This window comes from Halomonas sp. KAO (assembly GCF_015595025.1).
In the GTDB taxonomy this organism is placed as follows: domain Bacteria; phylum Pseudomonadota; class Gammaproteobacteria; order Pseudomonadales; family Halomonadaceae; genus Halomonas.
The window spans coordinates 151,562-166,200 of the sequence record NZ_JADNRL010000025.1; the positions used below are offsets into that span (position 1 = coordinate 151,562).

Sequence of the window (14,639 nt, forward strand, 5' to 3'; positions counted from 1 at the left end):
TCAGCTAGCCGGTTCGGTGATTCGTTTCAGCACTACCAGGAACAACAGATGAAGATACCCAAGCGCCTGCAGCCGCTGGTGGATGACGGCCTGATCGATGCGGTCGAGAGTCAGCTGATGAGCGGCAAGGAGGCCCAGGTCTATGTGGTGCGCTCCCACGGGGAGCGGCGCTGCGCCAAGGTCTTCAAGGAGGCGAAGCAGCGCAGCTTCAAGCAGGCCGTGCAGTACCAGGAGGGGCGCCGCGGGCGCAACAGTCGCCGCTCGCGGGCGATGGCCAAGAAGACCCGTTACGGCCAGAAGGAGCAGGAGCAGGCCTGGCTCAATGCCGAGGTCGACGCCCTCTACCGGCTGGCCGCGGCGGACGTGCGGGTGCCCAGGCCCTACGGCTTTATCGATGGGGTGCTGCTGATGGAGATGATCAGCGATGCCGAGGGCTTCACCGCACCGCGCCTGGACGATGTGACCCTGAGCGCCGAGCAGGCCCGCGAGTCCTACGCCAAGATCATCCGGGACGTGGTGAAGATGCTGTGTGCCGGGCTGGTGCACGGCGACCTGTCCGAGTTCAATGTGCTGCTGGCCAGCGACGGGCCGGTGATCATCGACCTGCCCCAGGCGGTGGATGCCGCCGGCAACAACAGCGCCGAGTGGATGTTCGAGCGTGACGTGGACAATATGCGCCGCTACTTCGGCCGCTTCGCGCCGGAGCTGCTGGCCACGGACTACGGCAAGGAGATCTGGGCGCTATTCGAGGCGGGGGAGCTCCACCCGGAGAGCCAGCTGACCGGCCGCTTCGTGCATGACACCGCTCCCGTCGATGTCGACGAGCTGATGACGGTGATCGATGATGTGCGCGAGGAGGAGGCCAGCCGCCAGGCGGCGCTCAACCGCGGCGACGAGCCCGGCGTGGAGGAAGCCGCCGCGGAGTGGCAGGAGTCCCAGCGCAAGCGCTGAGAGACGCCGGCTTGCTCCCGGGCTGACGTACTCTTCGCCCGGTTACTCTTCACCCGGGTTAGCCTTCGCCCGACTTACTCCTGGGGCAGTTCGGCGCTGTGGAAGACGTTCTGCACGTCGTCGCAGTCATTCAGGGCGTCGAGCAGCTTCTCGAACGTGGCCACGTCGTCCCCCTCCAGCGGCGTGGTGGTCTGGGGCACGAACTGGATCTCGTCGACCTCGAAGTCGATCTCGCCGAAGGCGTCTAGCAGTGCCTGCTTGGTCTTGGCGTACTCGGTATGGGGCGCGAAGACGGTGATCTGTCCCTCCTCGTTCTCGATGTCGGTGACGTCGACATCGGCCTCCATCAGCGCCTCCAGCACCGCCTCCTCGTCGCTGCCCTGGAAGGCCAGGATGGCGCAGTGGTCGAACATGTGGCTGACGCTGCCCGGCGTGCCCAGCTTGCACTTGGTCTTGTTGAAGCAGGTGCGCACCTCGCCGAAGGTGCGGTTGGGGTTGTCGGTCAGGCAGTCGACGATGACCATGCAGTTGCCCGGCCCGAAGCCCTCGTAGCGCGCCGGGGAGAAGTCCTCGCCGCCCACGCCGTTGGCCTTGTCCAGCGCCTTGTCGATGACGTGGGAGGGGACCTGGTCCTTCTTGGCGCGCTCGATCAGGCCGCGCAGGCTGAGGTTGCCGGCCGGGTCGGTGCCGCCCTGCTTGGCACACACGTAGATCTCGCGGCCGTACTTGCTGTAGACCTTGGTCTTGGCGGCGGCCGTCTTGGCCATGGATTCCTTGCGGTTCTGGAAGGCCCTGCCCATATCACTGTCCTGTCGAGTTCAACATGGGGGAGGATTCTACGAGACCGGACGGGACGCGAACAGGGCTATTTTTCCGTCCTGAAGGCCGCCCGTCACACTACACTCCGGGAATCATCATCCGGTTCCGGAGGCTGCATGGACCATCACGCCTATCGTCACGCCCTGGCCGGCGCCCTGGGCGGCAGCGAGCTGCCGTTTGCCCCTGCCGAGTTCACTGCCCGCCTGGCCCGGGTGCGCGACGCGATGTCGTCGGCCGGCCTCGACGCCCTGCTGCTGACCGACCCGGCGGATATCTTCTACCTCACCGGCTATCACACCTTCGAGGTCTCGGTGCACACCGCCCTGGTGGTCGGTGCCGAGCGGCTGGTGCTGCAGGTGCCTTCCATCGAGACCGGGCCCGCGGTGGTCACCGCCGCGGTGGACGAGATCCTCGGCTACCGCTGGGAGGGCATCGATGAGGTGATCGCACCGCTGGCCGAGACACTGGCGGCGTATCGCGCCATCGGCCTGGATCTCTATGGCGCCGGCCTGCGCCTGGGGGTCATCCGTGAGCTGCAGGCGCGGCTGGGAGCCGAGCGCTTCCGCGATGACGGCGGCGCGCTGCTCGATGCCATTCGCCTCGTCAAGACGCCGGCGGAGCTCGACTGCCTGCGCGAGAGCGCCAGGATCACCGCGGCGGGGCTGGCCGCCGCCGAGGCGGTGATCGCGCCGGGGGTGACCGACAGCGAGGTGGCGGCGGAGGGCAGTCGGGCGCTGCTGGCGGCCGGCAGCGAGTTCATGAGCCTGCAGCCCATCGTCACCAGTGGCCGGCGCATCAGCGTCATCCACGTCAACCACAAGCGCAACGTGATCGAGCGTGATGCCCCGGTGTTTCTGGAGTTCGGCTCGGCCTTCCAGCGCTATACCGCGCCGATGATGCGCACCGCCGTGGCCGGGCGGGCCAGCGCCGAGATGCAGGCGCTGCGTGATCTATGTCGGGCGCTCTTCGAGAGCCTGGTCGCCGAGATGCGCCCGGGGCGCACCTTCGACGATGCCGCCAGGGCCGCCGAGACGGTACTCGCCCCCCATGCCGACCGGCTCTTCTTCTCGGGGGTGTTCGGCTATGCCGTGGGCGCCCAGTTCCCGCCCAGCTGGGTAGAGGGGACCGGCTATATCGCCCGTGATCAGCGGCGCGAGTTCGCCGCCGACATGGTCTTTCATCTGCCGCTCTGCCTGCGCCGGCCGGGGGAGTGGGGCGTGGGAATCAGCGATACGGTGCGCGTCACCCCGCAGGGCGGCGTGGCCATTACCGACAACGACTGGCGGCTAAGGGAGGTTGGAGATTGATATCGCCCTGAGCGGTGTGCGATTGGCGGCCCTCAAGCGGGTAAATGATCATGCGTCGGCAGGAGGCGTGACGAAGTCCTCGGGACATGCTTTGCTATGCCCCATCTACAAACGAAAGGAGTCGTTGGCATGCAGTATTCGATGAGACATCTTCCGGTCCGCTGGTTGGTCGCTACTGCGCTCTTGTTGGGGCTGCTGGCAGGTTGCCAGTCGACGCCACCTTCCCCATCGAAGGAGAATCAGGCGGCCATCGACCGGATGCTTGTGCTAGTCGACGAGCGGCTCGAGGTCGCTCCCCAGGTAGCACGTTCCAAGTGGAACAGTGGCGCCGACATCGAGGCACCTGAGCGCGAAGCTGCGATCCTCGATCGAGTCACCGGCCGCTCGGCTGAGGCCGGGGTCGATGAGAGCTTCGCAAGAGACTTTTTTCAGGCACAGTTCGAGGCCAGCAAGGAGGTGCAACGTCGGTTGCATCAGCGCTGGTTGAAGGAGGGACGGGGGCCCTTCGATAATCCACCGGACCTTGCCGAGGAGGTGCGGCCGGTGCTCGATCGCCTGACCCCCGCGCTCATCGTGTCTCTGGGCGAGTTGCAGTCTCTCGTCAAGGTCCCGGGTGTCGGCAGCTATCTCGAGGCTCGTGCGACCGAGCTGGTGACTGGCGACTTCGATGGCGATCCTCGCCGTATTGCGCTGGAGCCGTTGAAGGACCGATAAGCCATATGCCGCGGGATGGAACTTTATGGTTCAGAGGTGTCTGATATGGTCACCGATAATGGCAATGGAGTGACCACGATGACCCGCAGACTCTCTCTTCCGGCCCTGCTGTTGGGTACCGTGACGCTGGCCGGCTGTGCCGGCTTCGGTGCCACCTCCGATGGTCCCGGCGATGAGTCCCTGGAGAACACCTACTGGAAGCTGGAAACGGTGGGTGATCGTGAAGCGATTGCCATCGATGAGGCGCGGGAGGCGCACCTGGTGCTGCATGCCGAGGATAACCGCCTGGCCGGCTCCACCGGGTGCAACCGCATGATGGGACAGTACGAGCTCGAAGGGGATCGGCTGAGTTTCGCGCAGGTGGCCACCACCATGATGGCCTGCCCCGGTGAGGTGATGGCGCTCGAGCGTGCCTTCCTCGATGCCCTGGGCAGCGTCGATACCTGGCAGGTGGAGGGGGAGATGCTGACCCTCGCCGATGCCGAGGGCGAGGCGCTGGCCCGCTTCGAGGCGGTGCACCTCTACTGAGTGTCGTACGCGACTGAGCCCTGCACTCGCCAGGTACCGTTCGACCCGACCGACGCCCGTCACTGCCGTGACGGGCGTCGCCTTTTTACGCTACCGGCCACAGCAGCCAAGCCTTGACCAGATTGCTGGTGGCTGCGGCCAGGATGATGCCGATCAGCGCGCTCAGCAGCAGGACCACGGCCAGACGGAGCAGAAGTCGGTTGGCGTCGAGAAAATGGCGGGTGGCCTCTTCCATGGGGACTCCTACTGGCGATGGCAGCGGGGCGAGAGGTGCGGGTGATAGGGTGGTGCGGAAACTGCCCGAATACATCTGGATAGCTGCTAACCTACGGCCAGAATTCAACTGATGACTCAGCTAAGACTGCCACCAGCATGCCCCACTCCCCAGGCCTTGCGCCATTCGATAGCGAACTTCACATCCAGCGCGACAGGCGCCGTGCCATCATCGTCTATGTGGGAGGCATGCTGCTGCTGTTGGCGGTGATCGGTGCCTTTGCCCTCGAGCAGTATCGGCGCGATACCCAGGCCGCCGAGGAGCGCAACTCCGCCAGGGCCGATCTGGTGGCGGAGTGGGTGTCCAGTATCTTCTCCGCCAGCGAGGTGGTGCTGGCCAGCGTATCGGCGCATCTGGAGGGTGAGGCGGGCGCCGAGTGCGATACCCCTGAGCCGCTGGCACATTGGCTTGGTGTCCTGGATGCCGACTTGGGGCTCCTTGACAGGATCAGCGTGCTGGGTGCCCAGGGGCGAGTCCTGGCCTCCTCCCGCGGCGACTACCCGCCGGGCCGCCCCCTGGGGGGGCTTCCCTATTACCATCGGCTGCTAGCGCTAGCGCCCGGCGAGCAGGCCGTTACCCCGCTTTTCTGGTCACCCGCGGATCTTGGGTACCGAGTGGTGCATGCTCGAGGCCTGGCCGATGGTGGAGTCGTCAGCGTCGAGCTGAAGCCCGATGTCTTCTACCACGGCCTGGCATCGATGAGCATGGCAGCGGGGCAGAGCACTGCCATCGTCGATACCGAGCAGCAGCTGGTCGCCCGGTTTCCCGCCTTCGAGGAGGGCGGTTCCCAGGGCATGCTCGGCAAGACGGTGCATGGGGCGTTGATCGAGACCTTTCTCGAGAGCGGAACCCAGCGGGGCAGCTATCGCCTCCGCTCGGCCCTGGATGACGAGGAGCGCTTCTTCGATGCGAGGCGGATCGGTAATCTGCCCTTCGTGACGGTGGTTGGCGAGGAGGTGTCGGTGGCGCTGGCGGGCTGGGCTCAGCGACTATGGCTCTACCTTTCGATCGTTGCGATGGCGGCCGGGCTGGGCGGGCTGCTGCTGCGCCACTATCTCAATCGGCTGCGGCTGGAAGGGGGATTACGTCAGCATGAGGCACAGCTGAGAATCGCCGCCGCTGCCTTCGAGACACACCTGGGCATGCTGATCACCGATGCCGAGGGCGTCATCCTGCGCGCCAACGATACCTTCACCCGCATTACCGGTTACTCGGAAGAGGAGGTGTTGGGCCGGACCCCGAGCCTGCTCAGCTCCGGGCTGCATGATGAGGCCTTCTATGCGCAGATGTGGGACAGCATTACGCGCCGTGACAGCTGGCAGGGTGAGATCTGGAATCGCCGACGCGATGGCGAGGTCTTCCCCGAGTGGCTGACCATCGGCGCGGTGCGCAATGCCCAGAATGAGTTGACCCACTATGTGGCGACCCTGAGTGACCTCACTGAGCGCAAGGCCGCCGAGAGAGAAATCCACCAGCTGGCGTTCTTCGACCCGCTGACGGGGCTGCCCAATCGACGCCTGCTGATGGACCGCCTGCAGGGCCTGCTGCGTGACAGCAAGCGTGGTGATCGCTTTGGGGCGCTGATCTATCTGGATCTCGATAACTTCAAGCGGGTGAATGATACCGAGGGCCACCGAAGAGGGGATCAGAGGCTGCGCCAGGTTGCCGAGCGCTTGAGTTCGGTGACTCGTGAAACCGATACCCTGGCCCGGTTGGGTGGCGATGAGTTCGCGCTGCTGCTGCATGACCTCGGCGAATGCCCCGAGGAGGCCGCGAAGAGCGCCGAAGAGGTCGCGCTAAAGCTGCTGTCCGCCCTGCAGGCGCCACAGATGCTCGATGGTGAGCCGCTGGTGGTTACCGGTAGCCTGGGGGTCACACTGTTCCATGAGCATGCGGTCAACCTCGATGGGATCCTCCAGCAGGCCGATACGGCGCTGTTCCAGGCCAAGGCAGCGGGTCGGGATACCCTGAGCTTCTTCGATCCGGATATTCAGGAGCGCCTGCAGGTGCGGGCTCGACTCGAGTCCGATCTGCGTCAGGCGCTGCCACGAGGGGAGCTTCAGCTCTATTATCAGCCCCAGGTGACGGCTGCCGGCGAGATGTGTGGTGTGGAAGCCCTGTTGCGCTGGCAGCACCCCGGGCGGGGTGTCGTTTCTCCGGGTGAGTTCATTCCCCTGGCCGAAGAGAGCCGCATGATCCTGGCGATCGGCGGCTGGGCACTGGAGAGCGCCTGCCGTCAGCTGGCCGTGTGGGCCGCCGATGCTGAGCGGCAGCATCTGGTCATGGCGGTGAACGTGAGCCCCGTACAGTTTCGCGAGGGCGACTTCGTCGAGCAGGTACTGGCGATTCTCGATGACACCCGGGCGCCGGCCAAACGTCTCAAGCTTGAGGTCACCGAGAGCCTGTTCATGGAGGAGCGTGATGATGCCCGGGCCAAGATGCTGCGCCTGAGCGAGCGTGGCGTGACCTTCTCGCTGGATGACTTCGGCACCGGCTACTCCTCGCTCTCCTATCTCAAGCGCCTGCCGCTGGCACAGCTCAAGATCGATCAGAGCTTCGTGCGTGACCTGCTGGAGGACCAGGCCTCGGCGGCCATCGTGACCAGCGTCATCTCCCTGGCACGCAGCCTGGAGCTGGATGTGATCGCCGAGGGTGTCGAAACCGAGGCGCAGCGTGACTGGTTAATCAACCATGGGTGCACACGCTTCCAAGGCTATCTGTTCAGCCGCCCACAGCCGATCGAGTGGTTGCCCGTGTCCGCCGCAGGTTGAAGCGTCCGCGGGTGTGGTGCCCCCTCTCCTGTTCCCAGTGTTCCATCGTTGTGCCAAACAGTACGACGCAGCTTTAGCGGTGCTGGAAAATTGCGTGCAACTTGCTGATTTGTTTGGTGCCGCAAAGAGGAGTCGAACCTCCGACCTACGCATTACGAGTGCGTTGCTCTACCAACTGAGCTATTGCGGCCTGACCGTCATGGTAGCGCCGGGAGGTTTTACCGACTAGTCCCGGGGCTTGTCGTGTAATCGGGTCAGGCCTTCCTGGGCGCTGGAGGCGACCAGCCGGCCCTCGCGGTCGTAGATGCTGCCACGGGCGAAGCCCCGTGCCTGACCGGCCCAGGGGCTGTCCATGTCGTAGAGCAGCCAGTCGTCGACCCTGACCTCCTGGTGGAACCAGAGGGCGTGGTCGAGGCTGGCGATCTGCAGCTTGGGGTCACGGAAGCCGATACCGTGGGGCACCAGGGCGGTGGTCAGCAGATTGAAGTCGGAGCTGTAGGTCAGCAGGCCACGGTGCGTTGCGGGGTCGTCGGGAAGGTCGCCCACCAGCCGGAACCAGACACGCTTGCGAGCCGGCTGGCCGGGCTGACACTCCTCGCTGTCGAGCAGGAACTCGATGGGGTGGTTGTCGAAGCGGGCCAGCTCGGCACCCTCCTCGATCAGGCGCTCCGGTGATGAGACCGTCGGCATCGCCGCCTGGTGGGTGAAACCCTGCTCTGCATCGTGGAAGGAGGCACTGCAGAAGAAGATGGGGCGCCCCTTCTGAATGGCGGTGATCCGGCGCGTCGCGAAGCTCCCGCCATCGCGCACCGCCTCGACCTGATAGATCACCGGACGGTGCGGGTCCCCGGGGCGCAGGAAGTAGCCGTGAAGGGAGTGGGGGCGGCGAGCCGCGGCGACAGTCTGCGTGGCCGCCGAGAGCGCCTGGCCGAGCACCTGGCCACCGAACAGCTGGGGCAGCCCGAGGTCCTGGCTGCGGCCGCGGAACAGGTTCTCTTCCAGGGGCTCCAGGCCAAGCAGGTCCACCAGGTCGTTCAGGGCGTCGGGCTTCATCGGTCTCCTCCGGATGATGGCGTGCAGGAAGGCCATCGGTATCATACGATCGTCTGCCAGCCATTCAGTCTACGGGAGTTCCGGGCAGTGCGCAGTGATGAATTCTATATGCACCGGGCCCTGGACCAGGCCCGGCTAGGGCTCGCCACGGGCGAGGTGCCGGTCGGGGCGGTGGTGGTGGATGCCGCCGGTGAGATCCTCGGCGTCGGCTACAACGCGCCGGTGGGCGGGCACGACCCCAGCGCCCATGCCGAGATCCGAGCGCTGCGTGAGGCCGGCGCGCGACTCGGCAATTACCGCCTCGATGGCTGTACCCTCTACGTGACCCTGGAGCCCTGCCTGATGTGCACCGGGGCGATCATCCATGCCCGCATCGCGCGCCTGGTCTATGCCGCCGCCGAGCCGCGCAGCGGCATGGTGGAGTCGAAGGCCAATCTGTTTGCCCAGCCCTGGTTCAACCACCGAGTGGCGGTGGAGGGGGGCGTGCTGGCATCGCGGGCGTCGCGCCTGCTCAAGGAGTTCTTCGCCACACGTCGCCCCTCGTAGACCTTACGGGGCAGTGGGGCTGGGGCCTGCGGTGCGGGCGTTGAGCTGCGGGAACTCGCGTCGGCTGCGCTCCACGTAGCTGAGAATCTCGTGATAGCGGCGGATGTTGCGGACATAGATCACCGGCTCGCCGCCCCGGGCATAGCCGTACTTCGTCTGGCTGTGCCACTCACGCTGCTGCAGCAGCGGCAGCGACTCGCGGACATCGGCCCAGAGGTCGGGGTCACCGCCGCGCTGCTCGGTGATTCGGCGGGCATCGTAGAGGTGCCCCAGTCCCACGTTATAAGCCGCCATGGCCATATAGAGGCGGTTGTCTCCCTGAATCGAATCGGGCAGGCGGTCATGCAGCTGGCGCAGGTAGCGGGCCCCGCCATGGATGCTCTGGGCGGGGTCGAGACGGTTGCTGACCCCCAGGTCGCCGGCGGTGGCGTTGGTCAGCATCATCAAGCCGCGCACGCCGGTGGGGGAGGTGGCCTGGGGGTCCCAGTGCGACTCCTGGTAGCCCACGGCGGCCAGCAGCTTCCAGTCGAAGTCCGAGGCTCGCGCGGCCTCGCGGAACAGCTCGGTGTACTTGGGGAGGCGCGCCTCGACATGGTTGAGGAAGGTGCGCGTGCCGACGTACTCCAGGAAGTCGTCATGGCCGAAGTAGCGGGTCACCAGGGCCTCTAGCTCGCCGCTCTCGTGCAGTCCGGAAAGGAAGCGGTTGGCGGCCTCGACCAGCGCCAGGCTGTGCTCGGTCGGGAAGGCCCAGGCCATGGAGAGCGGGTCGCCGAGCAGGAAGCCGCGCTCCACGTCGGGGAAGAAGAGCCGGTTGAGGCGAAACTGATGGTCGAAGAGCACCGCCGCGTCGAGCTCGCCATCCTCCACCTGGCCGAGCAGCTCGGCGACCTCCACCTCGGAGGAGGCCTCCCAGCTCAGGTCCGGATAGATAGTCTGCAGCTCGTTCAGTACGCGGTCGGTGCCTGCACCGCCGATGGCGCCCAGAGCCAGGCCGGGCAGGTCGTCGGGTGTCTCCAGCGGGGGAAGCCCTCGGCGATAGACGACGACCGGTTGCAGCTCGATGATCGGACGGCTGAAGACCACCCCAGGCAGGTCGGGCTCCAGGGGCAGGGCCGCCGCCGCCATATCGCCCTCCTGGCGCACCGCCTCGAGGGCGCTTTCGATATGGTGATCGGCACGAATGGTCAGGCTGACACCCAACTGCCCGGCGAAGCGGCGTGCCAGTTCGTACTCGAAGCCGGTGGGTCCCTCGCGCCCCTCGTAGTAGGTGGTGGGGGTGTTGCGGGTGTGTACGCTGAGCAGTTCCCGGGCGAGGATCGTCTCGAGCTGGTCCTGTCTGGTCGAGCGCGGCGGCTCGGGGAACAGGCTCAGGACAATCGCCAGCAGGGCGATGGCGGTGTGCCTCAGGGGGGCGCTCGGGATCAGGGGCATGCGGTGACGGGCTGGAATGAGGCCCTTCACGATACCCAGCCCCGCAACGGCTGTCATCCGCCTGTCCGCCATTTTCTCACCCGGATTTCTTCCGCCACTGGCTTTCCAGTATCATGTGCGCTCTGTGCCGCAGGCCGCGGCCCCCCCGATCGTAAAGATTCTCAGAGGCTCCTGGATATGCTCGAACTGCGCGGCGCCCCCGCCCTCTCCGCCTTCCGTCATGCCAAGCTGCTGGCCGCCCTGCGTGATGACGTGGGTGACGTTGCCTCGCTGGGTGCGGAGTATGTGCACTTCGTCGACCATGCGGGCGAGCTTTCCGGCAAGGCCCTGTCCGTGCTGGAGCAGTTGCTCGATTACGGGGCCGAGCCCCAGAGTGATGCCGGCGAGGGCCAGCTCTTCCTGGTGGTGCCGCGCATCGGCACCCAGTCGCCCTGGTCCACCAAGGCCACCGATATCGCTCATAGCTGCGGCCTGTCCCAGGTGAATCGCATCGAGCGCGGCATCGCCTACCGGGTCAAGCTCAAGGGCATGCTCTCCGAGAAGGCCTTCGAGAAGATCACCGCCATCCTGCATGACCGCATGACCGAGACGGTGCTGAGCGACCCCAGCGATGCGGCGCAGCTTTTCGCTCACCATGAGCCGGCACCCCTGGGTAGCGTCGACCTTCTCGAGGGCGGGCGCGAGGCACTGGTGACCGCCAACGCCGAGCTCGGCCTGGCCCTGGCGGATGACGAGATCGACTACCTGGTCGAGGCATTCCGCGAACTGGGGCGCAATCCCACGGATGTCGAGCTGATGATGTTCGCCCAGGCCAACTCCGAGCACTGTCGTCACAAGATATTCAATGCTGACTGGGTGATCGACGGTGAGGCGCAGACGCACTCGTTGTTCAAGATGATCAAGAACACCTATCAGGCCTCGCCGGACGACATCCTCTCCGCCTACAGCGATAACGCCGCGGTGATCCGCGGTAGCGAGGCGCCGCGCTTCTTCCCGGCCCCGCTGACCGGTCGTGAAGGGGAGCGTGCCACCTACGCCGGCCATAAAGAGCCGATCCAGATCCTGATGAAGGTGGAGACCCACAACCACCCGACGGCCATCGCCCCGCACCCCGGAGCGGCCACCGGCGCCGGTGGCGAGATCCGTGACGAGGGGGCCACCGGTATCGGCGGCAAGCCCAAGGCGGGTCTCAGCGGCTTCACCGTCTCCAACCTGCGCATCCCCGAGTTCGTGCAGCCCTGGGAGGCGTTCGACTATGGCAAGCCCGAGCGTATCGTCTCGGCGCTCGAGATCATGCTCGAGGGCCCCATCGGCGGTGCGGCCTTCAACAACGAGTTCGGTCGACCGAACCTCACCGGCTACTTCCGTACCTACGAGCAGGAGGCGATGGGGGCCAATGGCATCGAGCGCCGCGGCTTCCACAAGCCGATCATGATCGCCGGCGGCTACGGCAATGTCCGCGATGGCCACGTGCAGAAGGGCGAGATCCCGGTAGGCGGCAAGCTGATCGTGATGGGCGGCCCGGCGATGCTGATCGGCCTGGGCGGCGGGGCTGCCTCCTCCATGGCGTCCGGTGCCTCCAGCGCCGACCTGGACTTCGCCTCCGTGCAGCGCGGCAATCCCGAGATGGAGCGCCGGGCCCAGGAGGTGATCGACCGCTGCTGGGCGCTGGGCGAGAACAACCCGATGTGCTTTATCCATGACGTGGGCGCCGGCGGTCTCTCCAATGCGCTGCCGGAGCTGGTCAAGGATGGCGAGCGCGGCGGGCTGTTCGACCTGCGCGCGGTACCCAACGCCGAGCCGGGCATGAGCCCGCTGGAGATCTGGTGCAACGAGGCCCAGGAGCGTTATGTGCTGGCCGTGGCGCCGGAGGATCTCGCGACCTTCGAGGCCCTGTGTGCCCGTGAGCGTTGTCCCTACGCCGTGGTCGGCGAGGCCACCGAGGCCCATCACCTGACGGTGCGGGACGGCCACTTCGAGACCCGCCCCGTCGATCTGCCGATGAGCGTGCTGTTCGGCAAGCCGCCGAAGATGACCCGTGACTTCCAGCGCCAGAGCCACGAGCTGTCGGGCGTGATGCTCGACAACCTCGATCTGCGCGAGGCCATGGATCGTGTCCTGCGCCTGCCCACCGTGGCCTCCAAGAGCTTCCTGATCACCATCGGTGACCGCTCGATCACCGGCCAGGTGGCCCGCGACCAGATGGTCGGGCCCTGGCAGGTGCCGGTGGCCGATGTGGCGGTGACCACGGCGAGCTTCGACACCCATGCCGGCGAGGCCATGGCCATGGGCGAGCGTCCGCCGGTGGCACTGATCGACCCGGCCGCCAGTGCTCGCCTGGCGGTGGCCGAGGCGATCACCAACCTGGCCGCCGCGCCCATCGAGAAGCTCTCCGACATCAAGCTCTCCGCCAACTGGATGAGTGCCGCCGACCATCCCGGCGAGAACCAGGCGCTGTACGACGCGGTGCATGCCGTGGGGATGGAGCTCTGCCCGGCCCTGGGCATCGCCGTGCCGGTGGGCAAGGACTCCATGTCCATGCGCACCGCCTGGCAGGAGGAGGGCGGCTCTGATGAAGGCCAGGGCGAGGCCGAGGAGAAGAGTGTGACCTCGCCGCTGTCGCTGGTGATCACCGGCTTCGCTCCGGTCACGGATGCCATGCGCACCCTGACGCCCCAGATCAATCTGGAGCAGGACGAGTCCGACCTGATCCTGATCGACCTGGGCGGAGGTCGCAATCGCCTGGGCGGCTCCGCGCTGGCCCAGGTCTACGGCCAGGTGGGGGATGAGTGCCCCGATCTGGACGACCCGGAGGACCTCAAGGCGTTCTTCGCGGTGATCCAGGGGCTCAACGCCGAGGGCAAGCTGCTCGCCTACCACGACCGCAGCGACGGCGGCCTGCTGGTGACCCTGCTGGAGATGGCCTTCGCGGCCCATGCCGGCCTCGAGATCAAGCTCGACTGGCTGGTGGACGAGCCGGTGGAGGCCTTCAACGCGCTGTTCGCCGAGGAGCTGGGCGCGGTGATCCAGGTGAGCCGTGAGCACACCGAGGAGGTGCTGGCCCAGCTTGCCGCGGCGGGGCTCGAGACCTGTGGCGTCATCGCGCGGCCGCGCTACGACGACCAGGTGCGGGTGACCCTGTTCGAGGAGCCGCTGCTCGAGACCACGCGGCTGCGGACCCAGCGCACCTGGGCCGAGACCAGCTATCGCCTGCAGGCGCTGCGCGACAACCCCGAGTGTGCCAAGAGCGAGTTCGACGGCCTGCTCGACGACCGCGACCCGGGGCTCTCAGCCACCCCCACCTTCGATGTCGACGAGGATATCGCGGCTCCCTATCTCCAGGCACCCGGGCTCAACCTGGCGCGGCCGGCGATGGCGGTGCTGCGCGAACAGGGGGTCAACGGCCAGGTGGAGATGGCCTGGGCCTTCGACCGTGCCGGCTTCGAGTCGGTGGACGTGCATATGAGCGATATCCTGGCGGGAAGGGTGTCGCTGGATGAATTCAAGGGCCTGGTGGCCTGTGGTGGCTTCTCCTACGGCGACGTGCTGGGGGCCGGCGGTGGCTGGGCCAAGTCGGTGCTGTTCAACGAGCGCGCCCGCGACCAGTTCGCGGCCTTCTTCCAGCGCGAGGATAGCTTCTCGCTGGGGGTGTGCAACGGCTGTCAGATGCTTGCCCAGCTCAAGGAGCTGATTCCCGGGGCCGAGGCCTGGCCGCGGTTCGTGCGCAACGAGTCGGAGCAGTTCGAGGCCCGCGTGGCCATGGTCCAGGTGGAGCAGAGCCCCTCGATCCTGCTGGCCGGCATGGAAGGGTCGCGACTGCCCATCGCCGTGGCCCACGGTGAAGGGCGCGCCGAGTTCCGTGACAGCGCCCACCTGCGCAAGCTGCAGGGCAGCGGTGCGGTGGCCCTGCGCTACGTGGACAACTACGGCCAGGTCACCACTCGCTACCCGGCCAACCCCAACGGCTCGCCCTCCGGCGTCACCGGGCTGACCACCCCGGACGGCCGGGTCACCATCATGATGCCCCATCCGGAGCGGGTGGTGCGTGCGGTGACCAACTCCTGGCGTCCCGCCGAGTGGACCCAGGACGGTGCCTGGCTGCGGCTGTTCCGCAACGCCCGCGTCTGGCTCGGCTGATCGCCCAGCAACCCCTCCGCATCTTGCATCGCCCGGGAGCTTTCCCGGGCGATGCCCTTTGACCCTCCCCTCCATGCCAAGCCGACTCACGCCAGCCTGTAAGCTCCC

Annotated in this window: 11 protein-coding genes and 1 tRNA gene; 7 read left to right on the forward strand and 5 right to left on the reverse strand. The window is 66.6% G+C overall.

Translation table 11 applies throughout. The features are described 5' to 3' along the window. Positions 1-48 precede the first annotated feature (48 nt). Positions 49-951 carry a PA4780 family RIO1-like protein kinase gene (locus tag IOC61_RS13435; protein WP_195689259.1) on the forward strand — a complete coding sequence of 301 codons (903 nt, stop codon included), beginning with the start codon at positions 49-51 and terminating at the stop codon, positions 949-951. Between the two features lie 74 nt (positions 952-1,025). Here IOC61_RS13435 and IOC61_RS13440 read toward each other — a convergent pair whose 3' ends face one another. Further along, positions 1,026-1,751, reverse strand: a complete 726-nt coding sequence (locus tag IOC61_RS13440; protein WP_132045182.1) for a YebC/PmpR family DNA-binding transcriptional regulator — start codon at positions 1,749-1,751, stop codon at positions 1,026-1,028. Between the two features lie 135 nt (positions 1,752-1,886). On the opposite strand from IOC61_RS13440, the gene IOC61_RS13445 reads away from it, so the two are divergent. The 3 genes from IOC61_RS13445 to IOC61_RS13455 all read left to right on the forward strand — a co-directional run bounded on the left by IOC61_RS13445 (position 1,887) and on the right by IOC61_RS13455 (position 4,319). Further along, on the forward strand, positions 1,887-3,077 hold the full coding sequence (locus IOC61_RS13445) for a M24 family metallopeptidase (RefSeq protein ID WP_195689260.1): 1,191 nt from the start codon (positions 1,887-1,889) through the stop codon (positions 3,075-3,077). Positions 3,078-3,206: 129 nt separating this feature from the next. Next, positions 3,207-3,791, forward strand: coding sequence for a gamma subclass chorismate mutase AroQ (gene aroQ, locus IOC61_RS13450; RefSeq protein ID WP_229333134.1), 585 nt, complete (start codon positions 3,207-3,209; stop codon positions 3,789-3,791). Positions 3,792-3,869: 78 nt separating this feature from the next. Continuing rightward, positions 3,870-4,319: an META domain-containing protein gene (locus IOC61_RS13455; RefSeq protein ID WP_229333135.1), complete on the forward strand. Its 450-nt coding sequence runs from the start codon at positions 3,870-3,872 to the stop codon at positions 4,317-4,319. 85 nt (positions 4,320-4,404) lie between these two features. Here the strand turns inward: IOC61_RS13455 and IOC61_RS13460 are convergent, their stop codons facing one another. After that, positions 4,405-4,554, reverse strand: coding sequence for a hypothetical protein (locus IOC61_RS13460; protein WP_195689262.1), 150 nt, complete (start codon positions 4,552-4,554; stop codon positions 4,405-4,407). A gap of 137 nt (positions 4,555-4,691) precedes the next feature. Between IOC61_RS13460 and IOC61_RS13465 the strand changes: the two genes are divergently transcribed. After that, on the forward strand, positions 4,692-7,364 hold the full coding sequence (locus IOC61_RS13465) for an EAL domain-containing protein (protein WP_229333136.1): 2,673 nt from the start codon (positions 4,692-4,694) through the stop codon (positions 7,362-7,364). A gap of 114 nt (positions 7,365-7,478) precedes the next feature. On the opposite strand, the gene IOC61_RS13470 is transcribed toward IOC61_RS13465, so the two are convergent. Beyond that, positions 7,479-7,554, reverse strand: a tRNA-Thr gene (locus IOC61_RS13470). Positions 7,555-7,589: 35 nt separating this feature from the next. Beyond that, on the reverse strand, positions 7,590-8,417 hold the full coding sequence (locus IOC61_RS13475) for an acyl-CoA thioesterase (protein ID WP_195689263.1): 828 nt from the start codon (positions 8,415-8,417) through the stop codon (positions 7,590-7,592). An 87-nt stretch (positions 8,418-8,504) separates the two neighbouring features. On the opposite strand from IOC61_RS13475, the gene tadA reads away from it, so the two are divergent. Then, positions 8,505-8,963, forward strand: a complete 459-nt coding sequence (gene tadA, locus IOC61_RS13480) for a tRNA adenosine(34) deaminase TadA (protein WP_195689264.1) — start codon at positions 8,505-8,507, stop codon at positions 8,961-8,963. Between the two features lie 3 nt (positions 8,964-8,966). Here the strand turns inward: tadA and mltF are convergent, their stop codons facing one another. Beyond that, positions 8,967-10,394 carry a membrane-bound lytic murein transglycosylase MltF gene (mltF, locus tag IOC61_RS13485; RefSeq protein ID WP_195689329.1) on the reverse strand — a complete coding sequence of 476 codons (1,428 nt, stop codon included), beginning with the start codon at positions 10,392-10,394 and terminating at the stop codon, positions 8,967-8,969. A gap of 177 nt (positions 10,395-10,571) precedes the next feature. Between mltF and purL the strand changes: the two genes are divergently transcribed. After that, on the forward strand, positions 10,572-14,531 hold the full coding sequence (gene purL / locus IOC61_RS13490) for a phosphoribosylformylglycinamidine synthase (protein ID WP_195689265.1): 3,960 nt from the start codon (positions 10,572-10,574) through the stop codon (positions 14,529-14,531). The last annotated feature ends 108 nt before the right edge of the window (positions 14,532-14,639 follow it).